16 protein-coding genes are annotated in these 18,924 nt (G+C 42.7%); 8 read left to right on the forward strand and 8 right to left on the reverse strand.

What is annotated here, in order from left to right; all coding sequences use genetic code 11:
- Positions 1 to 169 precede the first annotated feature (169 nt).
- Positions 170 to 1,987: a translational GTPase TypA gene (gene typA, locus AB4140_RS09300; protein WP_076538117.1), complete on the reverse strand. Its 1,818-nt coding sequence runs from the start codon at positions 1,985 to 1,987 to the stop codon at positions 170 to 172.
- 477 nt (positions 1,988 to 2,464) lie between these two features.
- Here typA and glnA point away from each other — a divergent pair, with 477 nt between their 5' ends.
- From glnA to AB4140_RS09320, 4 genes are all read left to right on the forward strand, one after another.
- Positions 2,465 to 3,874, forward strand: coding sequence for a glutamate--ammonia ligase (glnA, locus tag AB4140_RS09305; RefSeq protein WP_076538111.1), 1,410 nt, complete (start codon positions 2,465 to 2,467; stop codon positions 3,872 to 3,874).
- 323 nt (positions 3,875 to 4,197) lie between these two features.
- A complete protein-coding gene (locus tag AB4140_RS09310) occupies positions 4,198 to 6,498 on the forward strand; it encodes a carbohydrate-binding family V/XII (RefSeq protein ID WP_372000700.1) in 2,301 nt (766 codons plus the stop codon).
- A 194-nt stretch (positions 6,499 to 6,692) separates the two neighbouring features.
- Complete coding sequence (locus AB4140_RS09315; RefSeq protein WP_102476581.1) at positions 6,693 to 7,892, forward strand: dicarboxylate/amino acid:cation symporter; 1,200 nt, start codon at positions 6,693 to 6,695, stop codon at positions 7,890 to 7,892.
- Between the two features lie 265 nt (positions 7,893 to 8,157).
- The gene (locus tag AB4140_RS09320) at positions 8,158 to 9,084 is read left to right on the forward strand and encodes a hypothetical protein (protein ID WP_133126585.1); all 927 of its coding nucleotides are present in this window, start codon (positions 8,158 to 8,160) and stop codon (positions 9,082 to 9,084) included.
- A gap of 38 nt (positions 9,085 to 9,122) precedes the next feature.
- On the opposite strand, the gene AB4140_RS09325 is transcribed toward AB4140_RS09320, so the two are convergent.
- Together AB4140_RS09325 and AB4140_RS09330 are read right to left on the reverse strand one after the other, a co-directional pair.
- The gene (locus tag AB4140_RS09325; protein ID WP_102439865.1) at positions 9,123 to 9,770 is read right to left on the reverse strand and encodes a DUF2959 domain-containing protein; all 648 of its coding nucleotides are present in this window, start codon (positions 9,768 to 9,770) and stop codon (positions 9,123 to 9,125) included.
- A 27-nt stretch (positions 9,771 to 9,797) separates the two neighbouring features.
- On the reverse strand, positions 9,798 to 10,019 hold the full coding sequence (locus AB4140_RS09330; RefSeq protein ID WP_076538103.1) for a hypothetical protein: 222 nt from the start codon (positions 10,017 to 10,019) through the stop codon (positions 9,798 to 9,800).
- Between the two features lie 89 nt (positions 10,020 to 10,108).
- Here AB4140_RS09330 and AB4140_RS09335 point away from each other — a divergent pair, with 89 nt between their 5' ends.
- From AB4140_RS09335 to AB4140_RS09350, 4 genes are all read left to right on the forward strand, one after another.
- Positions 10,109 to 10,987: a virulence factor BrkB family protein gene (locus AB4140_RS09335; protein ID WP_102439864.1), complete on the forward strand. Its 879-nt coding sequence runs from the start codon at positions 10,109 to 10,111 to the stop codon at positions 10,985 to 10,987.
- Between the two features lie 105 nt (positions 10,988 to 11,092).
- The gene (locus AB4140_RS09340; RefSeq protein WP_102439863.1) at positions 11,093 to 11,662 is read left to right on the forward strand and encodes a hypothetical protein; all 570 of its coding nucleotides are present in this window, start codon (positions 11,093 to 11,095) and stop codon (positions 11,660 to 11,662) included.
- Positions 11,663 to 11,731: 69 nt separating this feature from the next.
- Positions 11,732 to 12,181, forward strand: coding sequence for a D-aminoacyl-tRNA deacylase (gene dtd, locus AB4140_RS09345; RefSeq protein ID WP_102439862.1), 450 nt, complete (start codon positions 11,732 to 11,734; stop codon positions 12,179 to 12,181).
- Between the two features lie 11 nt (positions 12,182 to 12,192).
- Positions 12,193 to 12,639 carry a thioesterase domain-containing protein gene (locus AB4140_RS09350; RefSeq protein WP_372000703.1) on the forward strand — a complete coding sequence of 149 codons (447 nt, stop codon included), beginning with the start codon at positions 12,193 to 12,195 and terminating at the stop codon, positions 12,637 to 12,639.
- A gap of 298 nt (positions 12,640 to 12,937) precedes the next feature.
- Here AB4140_RS09350 and AB4140_RS09355 read toward each other — a convergent pair whose 3' ends face one another.
- The 5 genes from AB4140_RS09355 to AB4140_RS09375 all read right to left on the reverse strand — a co-directional run bounded on the left by AB4140_RS09355 (position 12,938) and on the right by AB4140_RS09375 (position 18,859).
- Positions 12,938 to 13,798, reverse strand: coding sequence for a DUF3014 domain-containing protein (locus tag AB4140_RS09355; protein WP_102520350.1), 861 nt, complete (start codon positions 13,796 to 13,798; stop codon positions 12,938 to 12,940).
- 150 nt (positions 13,799 to 13,948) lie between these two features.
- Entirely contained in the window at positions 13,949 to 16,024 is a 2,076-nt protein-coding gene (gene recG, locus AB4140_RS09360) for an ATP-dependent DNA helicase RecG (RefSeq protein WP_372000724.1), read from the reverse strand.
- A 260-nt stretch (positions 16,025 to 16,284) separates the two neighbouring features.
- Positions 16,285 to 16,914, reverse strand: a complete 630-nt coding sequence (locus AB4140_RS09365; RefSeq protein ID WP_102439859.1) for a DNA-binding response regulator — start codon at positions 16,912 to 16,914, stop codon at positions 16,285 to 16,287.
- Positions 16,914 to 18,074, reverse strand: coding sequence for a sensor histidine kinase (locus AB4140_RS09370; RefSeq protein ID WP_372000705.1), 1,161 nt, complete (start codon positions 18,072 to 18,074; stop codon positions 16,914 to 16,916). The genes AB4140_RS09365 and AB4140_RS09370 overlap by 1 nt, the downstream gene beginning before the upstream one ends.
- An 80-nt stretch (positions 18,075 to 18,154) precedes the next feature.
- A complete protein-coding gene (locus tag AB4140_RS09375; RefSeq protein WP_102439857.1) occupies positions 18,155 to 18,859 on the reverse strand; it encodes a hypothetical protein in 705 nt (234 codons plus the stop codon).
- Positions 18,860 to 18,924: the final 65 nt, after the last annotated feature.

Raw genomic sequence — 18,924 nt, forward strand, 5'->3', positions numbered from 1 at the left:
TTCTCTGTTGATTAATTATTGAGAGAAAATATATAGTCGATTTAAGTGAGTTAAAAGTGAAATTAAGTCATGTGCTGTTTTGCGGCTAAGTATATTTAGCCAATAAAAAACCCGCCATAAGCGGGTTTTTTGGTTCTCAAAATTTGAAATCGTTAACTAATCAAAACGATTACTTAGCGCTACGGTTATGACGCTTACGCTCGTTTTCAGTTAAGTAACGCTTACGAACACGGATGTTCTCAGGAGTTACTTCTACTAATTCGTCATCATCGATGAACTCAAGCGCTTGCTCAAGGGTCATTTCGATATGCGGAGTTAACACTTGTGCTTCATCAGTACCTGATGCACGCATGTTTGTAAGTTGCTTACCTTTCAAACAGTTAACTGTTAAATCGTTTGCACGAGCGTGTAAACCAACAACTTGACCTTCATATACTTCAGCAGCATGGCCGATGAATAGACGACCACGTTCTTGTAAACCGAACAATGCGAAAGTCAGTGCTTTACCAGTAGCGTTTGAAATCAATACACCACGAGCACGTTGACCAATGTCACCGCCTTTCACTGGACCGTAATGGTCGAATGAATGGTAGATAAGACCAGTACCAGAAGTCGCTGTCATGAATTCAGTTTGGAAACCGATTAAGCCACGGCTAGGAATGATAAAGTCGATACGTACACGACCTTTACCGTCTAGCTGCATGTCTTTCATGTCACCTTTACGTGTACCTAATTTTTCAATTACAGCACCTTGATGTTCTTCTTCAACATCAACGGTTAAGGTTTCAAATGGCTCGCACATTTCACCGTCAATTTCTTTAACGATTACTTCTGGACGTGATACCGCTAGCTCGTAACCTTCACGACGCATGTTTTCAATTAGGATACCTAAGTGTAATTCACCACGGCCTGAAACACGGAAACGATCTGGAGATTCAGTTTCTTCAACACGTAATGCAACGTTATGAATTAGCTCTTGCTCTAAACGCTCAAGGATATTACGTGAAGTAACATACTTACCTTCTTTACCAGCAAACGGAGAAGTGTTTACTTGGAAAGTCATGGTTAGCGTTGGTTCGTCAACAGAAAGAGCAGGCAAGGCTTCAACAGCGCCTGGAGCACAAATAGTGTCAGAAATTTTTAGCTCACCAAGACCGGTAATTGCAACGATGTCGCCAGCGTTAGCTTCAGCAACTTCGTGACGGTCAAGACCCATGTAACCTAATACTTGGCCAACTTTACCGTTACGTGTCTTACCGTCTGCACCAACAATAGTTACTTGTTGGTTAGGCTTAACGCTACCACGTTTAACACGACCAATACCGATAACACCTACGTATGAGTTGTAATCGATTTGAGAAATTTGCATTTGACATTCACCTTCAGCATCAGCATCAGGGAAAGAAACCTTTTCAACAATTGCTTGGAATAAAGGTGTCATGTCTTCGCTAGTTTCGTCTGGATCAAGGGTCGCGAAACCATTTAATGCAGAAGCATAAACGATAGGGAAATCTAACTGTTCGTCAGTTGCACCTAAGTTGTCGAATAAATCGAATACTTGGTCAATAACCCAATCAGGACGAGCGCCTGGACGGTCAATCTTGTTGATTACAACAATTGGCTTAAGGCCTTGAGCAAACGCTTTTTTAGTTACGAAGCGAGTTTGTGGCATTGGGCCATCAACTGCATCAACTAAAAGTAATACTGAATCTACCATAGATAGAACACGTTCAACTTCACCACCGAAATCGGCGTGACCAGGAGTGTCTACGATATTAATACGGTAGTCGTTCCATTTGATGGCGGTATTTTTAGCCAAAATGGTGATACCACGTTCTTTTTCAAGATCGTTAGAATCCATTACACGTTCTGCGGCTTCGCCTCGACTTTCAAGGGTGCCTGACTGTGCCAAAAGCTTGTCTACCAAGGTCGTTTTGCCATGGTCGACGTGAGCAATAATGGCGATGTTACGTAAATTCTCTAACACGGATAAAACCTCTATACCATCAAACAAATAAATAGGAGTTTATAGCGGCATTAAGTTTAGCCACCATAAAAAAGCGTGCCATTCTACTCCACGAGACGCTTTGCGGATAGGATTATTTTTGTACACTTTGTGATTAGCTAAAAAATAACCATCAATTTTGGCATTTATAGCATCATATAATAGTAACGATTCAGAAATGTGACAAACAATCAGCGCAGTGTTTTTAGCCGCGCACCAAAATAGAAGTTGAACCATAATAGTGCGTGCGCTTGCACTAAAATGATGCAAAATTGTGTTTTCGATAATTGGCTATTAAGTCAAATATATAAAAATCATATACTTATTCAGTTGGCATGGTAATAGCTTTAAGATTGTCAATTATGTGATATTTCGACACATACGCGTCTTTAATGTCGTAGTATAGTGGTGAACTTGAATTATAAAAGGGAATACCCTTACTCTACCGGAGGCTTAAGAATGTCAGCTGAATCTGTTTTAACGCAACTTAAAGAATTGGAAGTTAAGTTTGTTGATTTACGCTTTACCGATACCAGAGGTAAAGAACAACACGTTTCTATCCCATCTCATCAGGTTGATGAAGATTTTTTTGAAGACGGCAAAATGTTCGATGGTTCGTCTATTACGGGTTGGAAAGGCATTAACGAATCTGACATGGTACTTATGCCAGATGCGAGCACGTTTGTTCTTGACCCTTTCACAGAAGAAACAACTGCACTAATCCGTTGTGACATCTTAGAGCCAGGCACAATGACAGGTTACAACCGTGACCCACGTTCTATTGCTAAAAAAGCTGAAGAATACTTAACGTCTACTGGTATTGCTGACACAGTATTAATTGGTCCAGAGCCAGAGTTCTTCTTATTTGACGATGTTAAGTTTGGTGCTGACATGTCAGGTTGTTTTGCTAAAGTTGATGCAAAAGAAGCGGCATGGAACTCAGGTACTGGCTATGAAGATGGTAACACTGGTCACCGTCCATTCGTTAAAGGTGGTTACTTCCCAGTAGCACCAGTTGATTCATCACAAGACTTACGTAGTGCTATGTGTTTAGTACTTGAAGAAATGGGTCAAGTTGTTGAAGCGCATCACCATGAAGTTGCTACAGCCGGTCAAAACGAAATCGCGACACGCTTTAACACGCTAACTGCTAAAGCTGATGAAGTTCAGATCCTTAAGTATGTTGTGCATAACATGGCACACGCATACGGTAAAACAGCGACATTTATGCCTAAGCCAGTAATGGGCGATAACGGTAGTGGTATGCACGTTCACCAATCTTTAGCTAAAGATGGCGTTAACTTATTCGCAGGCGACAAGTACGCTGGTTTAAGTGAAACTGCTCTTTACTACATTGGTGGCATCATCAAGCATGCTAAAGCGTTGAATGCATTTACTAACCCAAGCACAAACTCTTACAAGCGTCTTGTGCCACATTTCGAAGCGCCTGTCATGCTTGCATACTCTGCACGTAACCGTAGTGCTTCTATCCGTATCCCAGTGGTACCAAGCCCTAAAGGTCGTCGTATTGAAACACGTTTCCCTGATCCACATGCAAACCCATATTTAGGTTTTGCTGCGCTATTAATGGCAGGTCTAGACGGTATCCAAAACAAGATTCACCCAGGTGAAGCTATGGATAAAGATTTATACGACTTACCAGCAGAAGAAGCGGCTGAGATCCCACAAGTTGCGACTTCACTAGAAGATGCACTTGCAAGCTTAGATGCGGACCGTGAGTTCTTAGTTAAAGGTGAAGTATTCACTAATGACTTTATCGATTCATATATTGCTATCAAGCAAGGTGAAGCAGAGCGTGTTGCACGTACTACTCACCCAGTTGAATTTGAACTTTACTACTCACTATAAGACGTCTTTATAGACCGCTTTTATAGTAGTAAATAACAGTTAGTAAAAAGCCCTTACTGGTTTCCAGTAAGGGCTTTTTTGATCTTTGCATATTCATAAAACGGCAGGGTGGATGGATATTTAGCAAAGTGGCTGTTTGATTTTTCTACAATCTATTTTACAAATTCAATGTGTTTGTCGGTATATTAAATGAACAAATAGATGCTAACTTGTTAATCATGACCAAATTGGCAATAAATGGATTTTACTACATATACTTAAATACACGCTTTTAATTATTAGTCGCGCATGATTAATAGTAAATGATTGCAAAATAAGGACTCATGATGATAACCAATATCAAACGTCTCTGGCTGCAAGTGCTAACTGTATGGATAGCATTGTTGCTATTACCCTTTTCGGCAGTAGCAATTGAATGGCCGCAAGATGTTGAAACGAAACTCGGCACCTTAGTGGTTTATCAGCCGCAGCCAGAATCGTTAGATGGTAATATCTTGATGAGCCGCGCTGCGATGTCATTTGAAGTGGAAGGTCAAGACGACCCTGTATTTGGCGCTTTTTGGTTTAGCGCTAGAATCGATACTGATGACGATGTTGCTTTGGTGCGTAATATTGAAGTGACCGAAGTGCGCTGGCCATCATCCACTGCCGAAGACCAGCAAACGTTCACCGATACAGTCTCAGAAGCGCTAGCGACAACTAGCTTCGAAATTTCCATGGAGCGCTTATCAGCCAGCCTTGAAAATGCTGAGCAGGTAAAACGCAGCTTAGATAATATTAACAACGATGCGCCAGAAATCGTCTTCAGTAATAACTTGAGCGTGTTGCTGTCCTATGATGGTGAGCCACAATTTAGTGAAATTGAAAATAGTCCCTATGAGCGAGTGTTAAATACCCCTTTTGCCGTTGCCCGTAATACGCAAACGAACAAGCTGTATTTAAGCAGTGGTACCTTTTGGTATGTGGCAGATGATCCTATGGGGCCATGGCAAGTCACATTGTATCCTCCTGAAGATTTGGTCAGCATGGTGAATACCGAGGATGAAGCCGCTAAAAGCACCGTCAATGCGCCGCAGATTATTACCACTAATGAACCGACTGAGTTAGTGGCCACTGATGGCTCACCCAATTGGCAAAGCCTGATTGATGGTAAGTTACTTTATGTCACCAATACCGAAACCCCATGGGTAAGAGAGACCTCCTCTGGCGATATGTATGTGCTTTTATCTGGGCGTTGGTTTAAATCTAAAAAGCAGGCCGGACCTTGGCAGTTTGTTAGGGCTGACAAACTGCCTGAAAGCTTTAACGATATCCCTCCCGAATCTGATATTGGTGGCTTACGTGTCTCAGTTGCAGGCACTGATGAAGCCAATCAAGCAGTGCTAGATGCGCAAATCCCGCAAACTGCAGCGATTAAGCGTGATGAAGCCACACTGGAGGTTGAATACGATGGCGAGCCTAAATTTGAAGCGGTAACAGGAACATCAGTCTCCTATGCTGTTAATACCGCCACACAAGTATTGTTGATAAATCAAGCTTATTACGCTGTTGATAATGGGGTGTGGTTTACCTCAAAAACTGCCAAAGGCCCGTGGATTGTTGCTGATAATATTCCTGATGAAGAAATTGCCAAGATACCCGCAAGTTCGCCGGTTTATAACACCACTTACGTGCAGGTTTATGATTCAACCCCTGAAGTGGTTTACGTAGGTTATACGCCGGGTTATATGTGGTCATACCCTTATTATGGGGTGCCAATTTACGGTACCGGCTGGTATTACCCACCGTATCGAGGCCGTTATTATTATCCTCGCCCACCGACCTGGGGATTACATGTTGGTTATAATCCGTGGACAGGTTGGAATGTTGGCGTGAGCTGGAGCAACGGCTTTTTCAATGCTGGTGTGGTATGGGGAGGCGGTTATGGTTATCGTCGCCCATGCTGTGGTGGCTATTATGGCGGTGGCTATAGACGACCAGTGGTGATCAATACCGGTCGTATCAATATTGGTAACAGTATCAGTGTCGGTAATCGCACTAAAATGCATAATCATATGCGTTCGAACAAATTAGCTAATAATCGCGCTAGACCCAATAACCTTTACCATCGCGAGGCGAATCGTAAACGCTTAGCCAGCCCAAGTGTAGCCAATAAGCATTTTAATAAAGCGAAGGTAAATAAAAAGCGCACTAATGATGTGTTTGCCGATAAGCACGGTAATGTTGCCCGTGATAATAAAGGCAAGTGGGAAAATCGTAGCGATGGTAAGTGGAATAATGTGCCATCAAAAGCTCAAGGGTCTAAACCTAGCAATGTAAATAAACCGTCAAAGGGCAATAGTAGTAGTTTTCCTTCGACACGGCCATCTAGCACTACTCGTCCGGCGAGTAATACCCGTCCCGCCAATAATACTCGTCCTGTTACAAGTACGCGGCCATCAACCTCGATTCAACCGAGTCGAAATCAAACTAGCCACAGCCAACCGAGCCGTAATCAGTCGAGTAATATTAGTCACTCAATTAATCGAACTCGCTCGAGTAGCATAGATCATCAAAGTCTGAATCGTTCTCGACAAGCGCGTCAGTCAGGAATGACCAGAGAAGGGCGAAGCAGAGGAAGATAGCTGTTTATCGCAATTTAGCCAAAGCCCGCAGTCGCGGGCTTTGCTTGGGCGCATTAGTTCAGAGTCAAGTTTACAGCAGATAAGTTACTCGTCATCAATGCGCTGCAGTAAGCCCGGCCTTCATAGTAACGGCTTTTCGGCTATGATTAAAAATCAGCATATGCTCACTAGATCTTAATTATTGGAACCTCACCATGTGGAATGCCCTTCGCGCGTATCGCTCATCGATTATTTTACTCACAGCCCTGATGCTGGGCGGCATGTTGGGCTTAGTTGCCCCTGAGTTTGCCATTAAACTTAAACCCATAGGGCAAATATTTCTCAACTTGTTGTTTATGATTATTGTGCCTTTGGTGGCCGTTAGCGTGATGTCATCCATTGCCAAAATGACCGATTTAAAAAAGCTTGGCTCCATACTTGCCACCATCATGGGCGTGTCCATTGTCATGGCGATGATCCCCGCTGTAGGCATTACCTTGTTGGCGCTAGCATTTGACCCTGCCCAAGGAGTGACACTTGATTTAGCCGATACCGTTGAAACCACTGGCAGTATGGATTTTGTGAGCTTATTAACCACCAATGATTTTGTGGGCTTAATGTCTAAATCGAATATTTTAGCGCTGATCATTATGTCGCTGATCACCGGAATAGCGATTGGTCAATCAGGTGAAGACGGCCTCAAAGTTTCGGCATTATTGGATAGCTTTAATACCGTGATCATGAAAATCATAGCCATCTTAATGTACTTAGCACCAATTGGCTTAGGGGCTTATTTTGCCGCAACTATGGCCAGTCAAGATGCTGAGTTAATGGGCACATTTGCCCGAGCTATTGCGCTATTTTTAGTGGCAACCTTTTTGTATTTAACTTTAGGCTCAACGCTATATGCATGGATTGGAGGTGGAGGGAAAGGAGTAAATAATTTTTGGCAGCATATGTTAGCTCCTGCAGTAACCGCCCTAGGTACTAGTTCCTCTTTGGCCACCTTGCCAGTTAATATTCGCACAGCAAGTAAAATGGGTTTAAATGAGCAAATAGCTGAAATCAGCTTGCCGCTATTGGTGAATTTAAATAAAGGCGGCGCAGCGATGATAACCGCGCTTAAAATCGTATTTATCTATTCATTACTTGGGCTCGACTTTAGCGCGGATGTGTTTATGTTAACCATTTTGATTTCGGTGCTGTCAGCATTTGTCATTGGCGGCGTGCCTGGCGGGGCATTTTTAGGGGAAATCTTTATTGTGACAACCTTAGGCTTACCCGTCGAAGTGATCCCTATTTTGGTGGTATTAGGCGCCATTACCGATGCAGCATCGACTGTCATCAATGTGGTACATGATTTAACGGCCACTCAAATTATTCAACGGATTAATGGTAGGCATTATATAAATTGAATTAACTGAACTGAGTTTAAGGGGGATGTAAGTCGGAGCTTTAATTGGGGATACTCCCCCTTAACGTTGAACAAAATTAGAACCCATGCGGCAATCTGATTGCTTATTATAATCATACGCTGATTTTCGCTGTGCCTAAAAATGACTACATTGACCTGTATTAATCGCTAGGGTATTGATTTCACTGCAGCGCCATCAGGCGCGATTGCTACTTTTAGATTATTATTAGCTTGTTACGTATAATTTTATATAGGGATGGAATAGTTTGAGAAATGGATTTTTAAGCCAATTAGTACTGTTAATAATGCTGATGTTGGTCACTGCTAATGTCTTTGCGAATAATAAAGTTGGCAGCATAAACCTTCAATGTAATGACTGTAATTCAGATAAAAAATATCAAGCTGCAGCATTATCAGCGTTAGCCAATCGCCAGCACGCGTTTATGAATGTGGTTAACTTTAGCCAATTTGAGCTACGTAAATTTGAAGTAATTAAATTAATGGTTGAAGTGTGTAGTGACTATAATCGCTCTGCCACCCAAGGCATTTGCCAGTTTGAAGACCGCTCTACCATTATTCCCTTAGCGCCACAAAATCTCGAGCGCGAACAGTTTATTACTTATGCAGAGTATTTATATCAGCAGGACTTTTTTGAGCCGCTACAAATAAAGGTTGCTCCAGACATTGCCGCAACAGCATGGTCATTAGTTAATGATAAAGACCGAATAGTGCAAATTAATGCAGATTGGAAGCGTAAGATAACTTATTACCAGTTCAAAAAGATGTGGTTTGAAGCCTATATCCAAGGGGTTGAATATAATACCCCCATTGCTAATTTATCCCCTGAAATAACATTTGAATTTGCCGATAAATCGACGTTAACGTCACTCGTTAGCGGCTTTGATGATGAGCAAAGGTTACATTTTTCAGCTCGAAAGCTAAAAGATAGTAACAATAATCAGTTATCAATGACTGCAATTGCATCACTCAGTAATGGCGATACATTCCAGTTTGGCTCAGTAGAGACTGAGGCTTATCAAGTATTATCACACTTGGCTGCCTCGCAGGGTTTTATACTTGATCAAAAGCAGATGCTTACACATATTGAGGTGACATTGATTGCTTGCCGAGATGGCGTTAAGACTTGTTCTGAACTGGATAAATTGGCAACTAAAGAGAAAAGCAGCTTTTAAGTCAGGACTTAAAAGCTGCTCACTTTATTTTTAAGATGTTAACCCTTTTCCATGGCTTCAATAAACTTATTCGATTCAGCAATCGATTTGTTCATTTCGCTGATCAAGCTAGTAATATCTGATTGCAGGCTTTCAAACTCACCTTTAATGGCGCCAATGGCCTGCGCATTAAGGTTATGCTTTAAATACAACATATTGTCTTTCATAGCCGTCAGGATCGGAGGCATTTTTGCTTCGGCGCGGCGCATGCCTTTGACCAATGAATCGTAAGAGCGCTGGGTTTCATTCAATTTAGAGGTGCTATTACGGCGTAGGCTCGCTTTGCTGATTTCTTGAATTTCAGCTTGCCACTCTTCAAATAGAGCTTCAGCTACATCTTCAACTTTATCGATGCGATCGCCCACTTCATCAGCGGCTGACTGCGCTGAATCATATTCATCTTTAGCTTTGTTATAAGCATCTTCAAGATCGCCACCATCAAAGGCAAGTAACGCCTGCATTTCTTCTAACGCAGAACTAAATTGCTCTTGGGCTTCTTCTTGGGACTCTTTTGCTTCCTGGACGCGATCAACCATGATGTCACGCTTGTGGTAGCCGACCTTTTCCATGGCGCCATAATAAGCGCTTTGACAACCGCTAAGTAGTAAGCTGCTACTCAGTAATGCCAAGGATATCCATTTCTTCATTGTTTACTCTCTTATCGTATTATCGAATTAGTCGGCGGTAAATGTGGCAGCATCAATAATGCTCCAAAGGTGAAGTATGGCACCAATAATGGCTGGGATGATTAATACCCAGAAGAAGTAACATACTGCTGTAAGACAGAAAAATAGAATTGCAGCTATAATACGACCTTGAACCAGTTGACCTAAACCTGGGAAAAAGAAACTGGCGATGGCGGCAATCACATTACCAGCAGAACCTTGTTGAGACATTAAATCGCTCCCTTGGAGTGTAACTATCGTGTTATAACATTGTACGAATTAAAACGCAGAATTGAAAATAAAATAATCAAGAGAATATTGTGACAAATAAGATAGATGTAGCCTATATCCAACGAGTTTTTATTAGCATTTGGCAATTTATACTTCACCTTAAGCAGCGCTTGGTAGAAGATCAAATCAATGTCAAAGCCGGTCACTTAGCCTATGTGACACTATTATCACTAGTGCCAATGGTGGCGGTGACCATGTCGATGTTGTCGGCGTTTCCAGTATTTAAAGGTATTCGCGGTAAAATTGAGAGCTTTATTTACGACAACTTTTTGCCTGCCGCTGGCGATACCGTACAGGTTTATATCAATGAATTTGTTGAAAATGCCTCAAAGGGCACCTTTGTCGGGGTGATTGCGTTAGTGGTGGTGGCCTTGTTGCTAATTTCTGCTATCGATAAAGCCCTTAATAATATTTGGCGTACCACTGAAAGCCGCTCTTATATGGTGTCTTTTTCTATGTATTGGATGGTACTGACATTAGGGCCAGTATTGATTGGTGCCAGCTTAGTGGCAACCTCTTATGTGGTGTCATTAACGGTATTTGATAATAGCGAAATATCAGGCTTAATGACTTGGCTGGTTGAGCGTTTGCCGATGTTGTTTTCTGTGGCCTCGATTTTACTGTTGTATATGGTGGTGCCCAATAAAAAAGTGCATTTTTTACATGCCTTATTAGGTGCTGTGGTAGCGGCGATGCTATTTGAAGCGGGTAAAAAAGGTTTTGCCTTTTATGTGACGCAGTTTCCCAGTTATGAAGCCATTTATGGCGCGCTAGCCACCATCCCGATTTTGTTTGTGTGGATTTATGTGTCGTGGATAATTGTTTTATTAGGCGCAGAAATAACGGCCGCGATGCCTGAGTACCTCGATACCGGGATTTTTTCTACTTCAGAAGATAATGAGAAGTAACACAAGCATTATAAATACACCGACTGGGCTTAGCACTTGAGCCTGACATGAGTGTTAACTTGCGATACTTTATCGCTAGCAAAGATAACTTAACAAGGAACGAAAATGAAAAAATTGATACTTGCAGCGTGCGTAATAGGGTTATCTGCTTGCGCCGCCACCGAAAATACCACAGAAGATACTGTAGTTTCTGCTGCTCCTAAGATGATCAACATGGCTAATATGAGCGATGAGCAAGCCGCTGAAGAATTATATAAAACGTTGCTAAACGCCAGTTACTTAGCCACTAAACTCAGCCCTAATAGTGTGGCGGTGCAATTTGGGGAAACTCAGTTTGTGCTGCAGCCTAGCATGAGTGAGCAAGGGGTCGATCGTATTCTTACCAATCGATTGTTTGCGGTGCATCCGCAATTACATGGCAGTAAAGAGCTATTGTTGTTAATTGGCTCACTAAACCAAAAGCTTAATTTTGCTAAGTTCGTCATTCGCGACAATGGGGCGGTGATCCAAGTACAAGGCGCTGCGACATTTGTTGATTCCATTGAACTGGAAGAATTACGCCGCTTTATGTTGTGGACTGATGAAGGCCTTAATCAAGTGGGTAAATCATTACCCAAAGGATCTGAGCATTTAATTAAACCGATCCCAGTGATGAAACAAGATATCGCTGGCTAAGGTTATTGTTGGTGTAGGTAAATCCGCAAGTAATCGCACAATTCTTCACGTAAGTATTAGGAAGTAACATTGATTGGCTTAATCCAAAGGGTGACACGTGCCAGTGTCACCATCGACTCTGAGCTGGGGCAAGAAGTCACCGGTAGTATCAATAAAGGTTTATTAGTGCTGCTTGGGGTGGAACGTGACGATGACATTGAGAAAATGCAAAAGCTGGCCAAAAAAGTCATCGGCTATCGTGTGTTTAGTGATGAAAACGGCAAGATGAATTTAAATCTGCAACAAGCTGGTGGTGAGTTACTGGTAGTGTCACAGTTTACCTTAGCCGCTGATACTGGCCGAGGGCTGCGTCCAAGCTTCTCCAGCGCTGCGACTCCAGATCAAGCCAATGAGCTATATGAAGCTTTCGTGGCTTTTTGTCGTGAACAAGGGGTGACAACTGCTACAGGCTCTTTCGGCGCAAACATGAAGGTAGAGTTAGTTAATGATGGTCCTGTGACCTTTAATTTACAGGTTTAAAGGAGCACATTATGGCGGCTAAAGAGCAACTTATTGAACTGCAAAACACTTGGTATCAAACCATTCCTTTGAGTGAGTTTATGCAAGTGCAGCCGCTGAGTTTTCAGCAGCAAACACTCACAGTTACCGCGCCGCTCGAGCCCAATATTAACCTGCATCAAACCATGTTTGCTGGCAGTATTTATACCCTGGCTACCCTAACGGGCTGGGGGATGATGTGGTTACAGCAAAAGTTGCAAGGTTTTAGTGGTGATATCGTATTAGCAGATGCACACATCCGCTATAGCGCGCCCATTACTGAAGCCCCCACTGCTAGTGTTATTTGGCCAGATGTTTCATTAGCAAGCCTTGCTGATGGCGGTAAGGTAAAAGTGAAACTTGAGGTACAGCTGCATTGTAAAGATAAGCTTTGTGCCAGCTTTACTGGGCTGTATTTTAGCATTGCTAAGTTAACTTGATTTAAGCTTTGCTCAAGATACTGTGGTGTTAGATCAGAAGATGATTTAAGTATTAATATGTCACTATCTGTTGTAGTCGCGATTAAGTCTAACTAATTTAATTTATTGCAGTTAATGCTGAATTGTTAATGGGTTAACTAATCAATTCGGGTAGACAGTGCCGTGAAGCTGAATTAGCATTGAATACTTTATCTAAAAAAATAGCGACACTCATGTCGCTATTTTTTATGCCATTGATTTAGATTGCGCATATTGGAACCTGCCATTGCAAATCATAACCCCAATGATAACGGTTCTATCAGTTGGCCATTTGCTGCTGAAGTTTTCTAATTGCCGTTTTAATTTTACGGCTATTTTCAGGTCCCATACGCACCATAAACTTTTGCACGTTGGGTAGCGCTTCAAGCTTTGGATCGACAAATTGATAGTTAACGCTGATAGAGCTTAATTCAATCGGGTCTTCAATAATCGGCGCTGATAAGATCATCTCAAAGGCTTGCTGCATGCGCTCGTCAAATGACATATCGCTATAACCTAGCTCTGCAAAAGCTTCGTCAAATATTGGCATGAGTTCTTTATAAGTGTTGATTAACTGCTCGTCATTCATATCTGACACCATGTTGGCGTACAGGTCATAACGATGGTAACTGTCAGGGTTTAAATAGGTTTTGTTAGTGATTTCACTGACGGTGAATTTATCTTTAGGGCCTTTCAGTGGGCTGGCTTTACGGATCACTTCACCTTGGGCCATATTATCGACAAATACCACAAACTGGCGGGCAATGTCTTTTTTAACAAGTAGTGGCTCGATTTTCATCCCATCAGCCATCTCAACCGTTTTCTGGGCGACAAAGTCATCACTTTCAATCAGTGTAGGTAAGGGCTCTACTACTTCAGGCTCTGGAGCTTCAATAATAGTGGGTTCAATAACTTCCACTATCACTTCTTCAATAGGCTCTTGCTCAATAGGTTGTTCAGGCACAGGCTCTGGTAGTTGCACAGGTATTGGCGCTTCGACTTCAGGCGCTTTATCGGCCGAGAAGTAGAAATAGCCTGCACCAGCCAGTAAAACCGCAATGGTGATACCAATCACACCCGCGTTACTACCACTGGCGCGACTTGAGTGCGGTGTGGCTCTATCATTTTGATTGACTTGCATGTCTATTCCTTAGCTTTAAACGTCGAAAGGGAACCAATATCATTGAATTTGTTACATTTTCATTTGGTGGCATATAAGGCTTAAACCTTATTTTCATTCTGCAATAATCTCAACACTTGTCTAGTAATAATAGCCAAGGTTAACAATAATTTATGCTTGTACGTATTGCTGGCGATCCCCTAACCAACGTTGAACAATGCTGTCTACATTTTGTGGCACTTGTTGCATAACATGGGCCGCTAATTTTTGTGTGTTTTCAATCAGATATTGATCCCTGACTAAATCAGCGATTTTCATTTCTGCCAAGCCGGTTTGGCGGGTACCGAGTACTTCACCTGGGCCTCTTATTTCTAAGTCTTTTTGGGCAATAACAAAGCCATCGTTACTGGCCCTTAGTACTCCTAAACGTTTGGTGGCAGTTTGTGATAACGGTGCTTTGTACAATAACACGCAGTGGCTGGCAATAGAGCCTCGGCCTACTCGGCCACGTAACTGATGCAATTGCGCCAAGCCTAACCGCTCAGGGTTTTCAATAATCATTAAACTGGCATTAGGCACATCGACTCCCACTTCAATAACCGTTGTTGCCACTAATAAATGTAGTTCACCCGCCTTAAATTGGGCCATTATTTGCTGTTTTTCTGCACTTTTCATACGTCCGTGCACTAAGCCAACCTTTAATTCGGGTAGTAATTGGCTTAATTCTGCAGCGGTATCTTCAGCGGCTTGGCACTCAAGAACTTCAGATTCTTCAATGAGAGTACAAACCCAATAAATCTGCCGATTATCATTTAGCGCGGCTTGTTTTACCCGCTCGATGATTTGTTCGCGGCGATTATCGCTAATGGCAACCGTGGTAACAGGGGTTCTTCCTGGCGGTAACTCATCAATGATAGAGGTTTCTAAATCAGCATAAGCCGTCATCGCTAACGTGCGCGGAATTGGCGTAGCTGTCATTATTAATTGATGCGGATGAAAGCCTTGGCTGACGCCTTTTTCGCGTAATCCTAAGCGTTGATGGACCCCAAAACGGTGTTGTTCATCAATAATGATTAACGCGAGCTTATTAAAACTGACCTGCTCTTGGAAAATAGCATGGGTGCCAATTACCATGTTGGCGCTGCCATCGGCGATATCAGCCAATGATTGTGTTCTGGCTTTGCCTTTTAACTTGCCTGCTAACCAGCCCACTTTTAGCCCTAATGGTTCAAACCAGGCGGCAAAGTTGACTGCGTGTTGCTCTGCTAATAATTCCGTCGGTGCCATCATCGCCACCTGATAACCATTTTCAATGGCTTGCAGGGCTGCTAAGGCGGCCACTAAGGTTTTACCCGAGCCCACATCCCCTTGCACTAAGCGCATCATAGGTGTGGGCTTTTCAATATCAATACCGATATCAGCTACGACTCGTTGCTGGGCCCCTGTTGGCTTAAAAGGTAAGGCTTTTAAAAATGGATTTAATAGCTGGCCGGTGGCGGGTAAAGTCACCGCTTTATCAAGGTTATTGCGCTGACGTAATTGCAGCATACTTAAGTTATGGGCCAGTAACTCTTCTTGGACTAAGCGCTGCTGAGCGGGGTGCATGCCTTGCTCTAAATCGGCTTGGGCGATGTTATTGGGCGGTCGATGGATTAAGGATAATGCCTGACCAATGCTCATATTGTTGGGTTGCAGGGCTGGTGGTAGTAACTCTGTTAAGCCACCTTGATTGAGCATAGTTAGTGCCTGCTCGGTGAGCTTAATCCAACTGGCTTGTTTTAATCCTTCAGTCGAAGGATAAATAGGGGTCAGTGAATCACTCAGGGCTGGGTTTTCGCCAGCTTTAATGATTTTGTATTCTGGGTGGATTATCTCAATATGGCGATTACCGCGCTTGATTTCACCATAGGCACGAATGATTGCGCCGTTTTGCATGGCGTTACGCTGGGCAACAGAGAAGTTAAAAAAACGCAGTGTGAGGTAACCACTCTCGTCAGCAATATTGCAGGTCAGCATACGTCTGCGTCCTGGCACTATTTGAGTCGAGAGTATTTCGGCTTCAACGGTGGCATACATTGCAGGGTATAAGGCATTGATGGGATAGATTTGAGTACGGTCTTCGTAGCGCAGCGGCAAATGAAACAGTACATCTTGCACTGTTTTAATACCAAGCTTTGCCAGCTTTTCAGCGGCTTTTTTAGCGACGCCTTTTAAGTCGGTTATCGGAACCTGATCCAATGATTGCAAATCTACAATGCCTTTATCTATTAAGTTGACCACAGACTTCACCACTTAGACTTTGTTGATATTGTAAACTTGCTCAGTAAAAAGAGTCATTCACTTTGGCGGTTAACTTTGACAGTTATCCAAAGAGTTATACAGTCAACTTTATCGCCCTGATGCTTGTTAGCAATGATAGTACTGTAAATATATACAGATGTTATGGCTTATCTTAGCAGAGTTTTAATACAAGGCAATATTAATCCAGATATCAGGCTTAACTGCCTCTATAACCAGCCTTTTTGTTTAGCTATTCGCGCCGCATCTATGCGATTGGTGGCATTGAGCTTGGAGATCGCTTCAGAAAGGTAATTCCGCACAGTACCTTCGGCGATAAATAACTGGGCGGCGATATCACTGGTTGATAAGCCATCACTGGCTAATCGTAGCGCTTTTCTTTCTTTATCATTGAGTGGGTCAATATCACCAATGGCGCTGATCGCCAGCTCTGGATCGATAATTTTTTTACCTGCCATCACCTGTTTAATAGCGTTGACTAGACTTTCTGATGGCGCATCTTTTAGCAAAAATCCCTCGACGCCACAACTGAGTGCTCTTTTGATGTAACCTACGCGGCCAAAAGTGGTTAAGATGATGATTTTAGTTTTAGGTTGCATTGTTGCAGCCTCGGCTTGATATGCTGCGAGCCACTGAGCCAGCTCAACGCCGCTGTGACCGGGCATTTCAATATCACTGAGCAGCAAATCAAAATGCTGCTCTTTAAGCATTGCCATGGCTTGGTTACCATCTTCTGCTTCTGTGATATCGACTTCACCGAGTTCATCTTTGGCAAGGGTAAGTAGGGCAGATAATGCCCCGCGCACCATGGCTTGATCTTCTGCTAATAAAATCTTCATTAAGGCTGTTCCGTGTCGTTGTCAACTTTAGGTTCACTGACTTGCTCTGCTTCAAGGGGCAAACTGATGCTAAAACGGTAGCCATCGTTAATATGATAACTAAACTTGCCGCCCAATAAGTTCACTCGCTCTCTAATGCCTTTTAAGCCATTACCTTCTTTAATAACTTTGGTGTTAGCATTGTCACTTAGGCTAACAATAAGCTGCTTATCTAAGGTGTTAAAGCACCATACACATTGACTGGCTTGGCTATGTTTGAGCATATTATTAACTAATTCTGTCAACATTAGCCCTAGTTGAGTTTCTTGCAAAGGTGTTAATGGTGGTAATTTACCCTCGAGATGTACTTCAATTTCTTTTTGTCTTAATAAACTGCATAGTTGATTGACCGTATCTTGTAAGCCTTTATGTTTGTAATTAGAAACCGTTTGGCGAATTTCAGTTAAGCTGTTTCTGGCGATATCAGCAAGTTCCTGTAAATGCTGTTTTGCAACAGCAAGCTCGCCTGCTTCAACCAGTTTTTCGGCGAGTTGTGCTTTCAGTGCAATGGAAGATAAATTGTGCCCCATGATGTCATGTAAATCGCGCGCAATACGTTCACGCTCCAGTGCCGTTGCTAAGTTAGCGATTTCATCATTTGATTGTCTTTGTTGGCGCCTGATGCGTTCATTGTTATGCTCAACCACGCCAAATAGCCCCCCCACAAAGGTGATTAACATACCGTATAGCGGAAAATAATAAGCTTCATAGCCCACGATGTAATTGAGTAGCCACAGCCAAGTACTGATAAGAATAAAGCTAATAATGGCGGTGCGCAGTGAATAGAAAAAACCAATAAAAAAACCGGCAAAACTGAAAAATGAAATGGAGCCGCTGGTAAATATGGTGGCAATGCTCGCAGTGATGAGCATTAAAGCAATAGGATATTTCCCTTGAGCGGCTGAGCTTTTGTAAGCCCAAAAGTACCCATATAAGAAGGGAAATATGAGTAACAAGCTGACACCGACCCGAGCCCAATCATCCCGCATAAACCAAAGTGGAATAAAGTAAAAAATCAGATTGAGCAGATATACCCAAGCTGTTTTTTGTCGATAGGCTTTTTCTGGGTGAACGCGAGTGTTGCTACTATTGACCGAGTGTTTTGTATTGATATTAGACATGAAGCCTCCTTGCGAAGTTAGCATACTGCAACCGAGTCATAATGTGTATGTCTGCAGTAGCTAGCTTCAGCAGCATCGGATTAACGCGCTTGTTGTTTAAGTAAAAAATTTGCCCAAGCGTAATTAGGATCAATTTCTACAGCGTGTTGCCAATCATTAATTGCTTCTTTTTGACGACCTAATTCTTGCTTAGCGATTCCGCGCCAGGTGTACGCTTCAGTATGCCCCCAGCAGATATCAACACATGGCTGTTCATAAAAACGAATCGCATCAGTGGCATATTGCTCAGCCTTATCCATACCGCCGCCATATTGAGCGGGAGTATAAAAGGCGCTCATTGCTCTGACTAACGCAATACGGGGATTTTCAGGGCTGAGTTGTTCTGCTTGAGCCAGTAAAGCACTTACCTTCATTCCCAGAGATTGTCCTTTGCTTGAGTCATTGGCGATTTGCATACCGTAAACAGAAGCCAGTAGCGCCATTGACTCAGCATCGTCTTCACGGCTCAATACAGTTTCAAGTGTCGACTGTGCATCATTGAGGGCTTTTTTAGCCACTCCGCGCAGACCGCTAATATTGGCTGTAATGGCGATGCGATATTGTGCATAGGCGTGTTCATAATCCACAGATTGTTCGCTGAGAACCTTTAGCTGTTGTAGATCCATTGTGTTGGCTGCCATATCGATAGCGCCGATATCGGCATTGCTAGCACTACTGACTAACGTCAGTGTTACCGCCATGACGGTTGATTTTGAGATAAGAGATTTTAAGATTAGTGATGTCATGATTAACTCCGTTTATTGCATTTAAGGTGTGTTGCTACGGAGTTAGTATCTAACAAAGGGCTTGC

This window comes from Shewanella sp. 10N.286.51.B2 (assembly GCF_041469265.1).
In the GTDB taxonomy this organism is placed as follows: Bacteria; Pseudomonadota; Gammaproteobacteria; order Enterobacterales; family Shewanellaceae; genus Shewanella.